We start from the raw sequence: 4,147 nt of genomic DNA on the forward strand, positions 1-4,147 counted from the left end.
TAACAAGGATTTATCATAAATGTTTTTTATTTTATTCAGTTGTAAAATTATTCAAGCATTTTTGCACTATTATAGTATATATTATTTATCATTCTTATCTTTAAAAATAATTTCCTTTAATCCTAAAATTACAGGAAGCCATAAGTTTATTCCAAACACAGCTCCAAAACTACCATATAAATATAATTTTTTGAATAATGTTCCTGAAAATGATATGAATAATTCATGAAGTTCTTTAGAATTCATTATTTTTATTTGTTTTTCTGTTATTTGTTTTAAATTTACGCTTTCAATTATATCCACAGAATTATTTATAACAGAAGATAGTATGCACTCAATTAATTTATCAGATATATAAATAAGGCTCTTTTTATCAATAATTTCATAGTTTTCATCATTTATTAAAGCATCTAAAAAAGAATCTGAAACATTGGATATTTCATTTTTAAACTCAATATCATTTAGTAAATTTTCATAAATAGATACAAGATATTGCTCCATAATATCTTCATGAATAATTTGTGATATATTCATTTTGTTTAAACTATTCCTAAAGATTAAAAATAACTCATCTTCAAAGTATTGTGAAATTTTAAGTTTATCTAATATAGTATTTAAATCCATATTTATGTTCTTTACATCGTAATAATCAAATATATAATTTAATTTTAAGCTGTAAAAATTATTAACAAAATAGTCTTTTATTATACAAGATAGATAGGAATAAATATCATAATTACTTTTAACTATACTTGAAGAGAATTTATCAACTAAAACATTTATTTCACTATCAAATTTTCCGATAAAATAATTGACTTTTTCTTTATTTATAAATTTTGTAACATATACTGTTAAATAGTAAATCATTTTCTTTAATTCTTCAAATATATTTTTATTTTGAATTACATTATCACATATAGAATTCAATATTGCATTTATATTTTCCTTGTTGAAAGATGAGCATATATCTTGAAGTTTAATTTTATAAACTGAATTATCTAATCCATCCTTTATTATTGATGTTATCTCAAAGAATTTATCATTTATGAAAATAGGCATTTTTGTTTCAATCATTATATCTACTGAACGTTCTACAATATTATCTCCGCCAGCCATTGCATACCCTAATTTTTCAAAGAAATTTAGTGATTCATTAATCTTTTCTTTTACAGCAGTTTTAATTAAATCTTTATTTTTTATTAAAATGAGTTTAATTTTCTCAACTGTAAAAACAGTAAGATTATATAAATTTTTATCTAGATATGTTTTAACTTTTCCATCGAATATTGTTCCTATAGTATTATTATCTTTCATCATAGAGTCTGCAATATTAGTTATATTATTTTCTATAAAATTTACCAAGGAAACCAATCCATTTTCTTTAATAAATTCTGTTGTCTTTTCTGAAATTAGTATTAAAGTTTTTTCATCATTTAAAATTTCAGATGTATAAAATGAAATAGATGATTTTATTTTATACTCTTGAAGTCTTAAATATTGTGCTTTAATTTCTTTGTTTATTAAAGTATCTGTATAGTTTTCAATTTCATATTTAAATTTTTCAGGAATTATATCGTTTATTTGAATATCTTCTCTATTTAGCTCAATAATATATTGCATCAAAGATTTCTCAATTTTATGTTCAATTTCTAAATTTTGAATTACTTTTTTTATTGATTCTCTTTTTAATACATTTGGGTTTATTTTAATTTTTGAAATATATTCTTTAATATTCACAATAAAATCAGTTTTATTATTTGATACCCATTTAATTAATTTAGTATTGATGATTTTATTTATTTTATCTTTATTTGAATTCATAACATTGCGAATGATTTTAAAATTATCATCACTTAAAGTTATGAAAAGTCTGTTTTTTAGAGTATCCTTGTGTCTATTTAATATAATGTTTATGTAGTTTTTGTTAAGAAGATCATCATCAATTACTTTTCCTATACCTTTACTTATGTTTTCTTTATGAGATGGAATGTAACCAAGAGCAAAATTTTTTAAAAAAGGAATTTTTGCTAAAAATTTATTTTTCGTATAGGGCTTAAAAAGCATATTTATTGCTATTACATTTGTCAATATACCTATGACACCCATTAAAATAATTGATAATACCTGATCAGTTATATTTCCATAAAATCCATTCAAACCAATATTTTGTGAAAATAAACCAAAAATTATTCCGCATATAAATCCTAGGATTCCCCCAAACACAGATAAAGGTTTAAGCTCATTTCCCATAAATTTTTGAGCAAGATCACATATTTCATCTTCATCATACTGTTTAAGATTATTTTTTATAATTTCTTTTACTTTTCCTTTTAATAAAGTATTAAGATTATTTTTTATTAAATCAGAAGCATATTTTGATACAGATTTATATACTTTGTCATTGCATAAATTTTTATTTATATAATTGTAAATGCTAACTTTCTTTTGTTCATATTTAATTAAATTACACATTTCTAAAACTATGGTATCTTCTATTTGAGGGCTAAATTGTAAATTATCAAGAACACCAATACAATAACTTTCCATATTATCCAAAATACTGTTTTTATTTTTCTCTAATATATTTCTAATAAAAACAGTAATTTCATTTATATTATTGGATATAATTGATTCACTAATAAAATCTTTTAATCTATGATTTTTTAAAGATTTTAGTTTTTTAGAGATAATTTTAGTTAGTCCATCTTCTAATTTTATTTTATTTTTTAATATAAGGTTTATAATAAATGGCTTTATTTTATTATAAAAAAGTTCAATTAAATCTATTTTAAAAATTTCTTTAAAGGTTTTTTCTCCTTGTTTTCTCAATAAATTATAAATTATTTCCTGACCATTCTCTTTGAAATATTTTCTAATAAATATATCTATATTTTCTAATAATTTATTTTCTGAAATATAATTATTTTCTATATTGGTGACCATATCACTTATTTTGGTATGTCTAAGATAATTAAGTATTGATGCACATATTTCATCAAGTGAATTTTCATCTATACTATAACTATTTATATATTTTGTGATTTTTTCAACAATTTCATTTTTAGCAGAAATATTGTCTAAAAATAATTCTCTTACTTTAGAAATTATCATTTTCTTTATTCCAGAATCAAGAGTTCCAATAGCTTCATCAATAGATTCTTCTATTATGTAATCAAATTCATTTTTATTTTTATCTATCCATGCTGAAAAATAAGGAAGTATCTTGTGTATAGACCTATCAATAAGTTTTGTAAGATTTTCTCCAATATCATAAGGGAGAATATCATAAATAGTATAGTTTAAGTTTTTTATTAAACTAATAATATATGAATAGACTATATTAATATTATTTTTTCCATCTTCTGAATTTATATAAGAGCAGATCGCTTCAAAAATTTTATTTGAAACAGTTTTATAATCTTCTTCTGTAAAGTAATCATTTATTTTTTTTAGATAAATATCCTTTTGTATTTTTTCAAGTGCAGGTTTAAAATCTAATTTGTTAAAAATATTGTCTATTATTTCAGATAGTCTTTGGTTATCTGAAATAATGGAGTTTGTTGAATTTTTAATTAAAGCTGTAATAATTCTTTCTATATTCTCAAATGAATTATTATTTATAATAAGACCAATTTCTTCATTTGATATCTTTTTTAATAATTCTTTAATACTTTTTTCTAAAAAATCTTTTTGTATAATTTCTTTTTCAAGAATATCAAAAATTTGAACACATATGTCATGTATAATTTTTGAATTTAAAGTTTTATTAGCAGTTATATCTTCGATAAAAATGCTGAATATGTTAGTATTTTCTTTTAAAGCAGTTATAAATGTTTTTATTAAATTTTCACTTATATAATCAAAATTCTGTATGTTATCAAATGTAATTCCATGTAAAGCTTTTTTTAATTTATCATTAAAAAATTTCATGATAACATTATTGAGTGCTTTTTCAAATTCCTTTTCGTTAATATTAGAAAGAATAGTATTGCTATTAATAATATCTCTTTCAACTAGTTCGCTTATTTCTTCAATAAACTCCTCTTTTCTATTTTTTATCACACCTCCAAATTTAACAGGAAGAATGGTTTTATTGAATATTTTAAAAGGCATGTATTCTTTAAATAACATATTTACAGCATATTTG

At 20.6% G+C, this 4,147-nt stretch carries 1 protein-coding gene; it reads right to left on the reverse strand.

The features are described 5' to 3' along the window. Window positions 1–81 precede the first annotated feature (81 nt). On the reverse strand, window positions 82–4,062 hold the full coding sequence (locus Q0F58_RS17620) for a DUF445 family protein (RefSeq protein ID WP_294379167.1): 3,981 nt from the start codon (window positions 4,060–4,062) through the stop codon (window positions 82–84). Between the last annotated feature and the right edge of the window lie 85 nt (window positions 4,063–4,147).

This window comes from uncultured Clostridium sp. (assembly GCF_934754915.1).
Taxonomy (GTDB): domain Bacteria; phylum Bacillota; class Clostridia; order Clostridiales; family Clostridiaceae; genus Clostridium.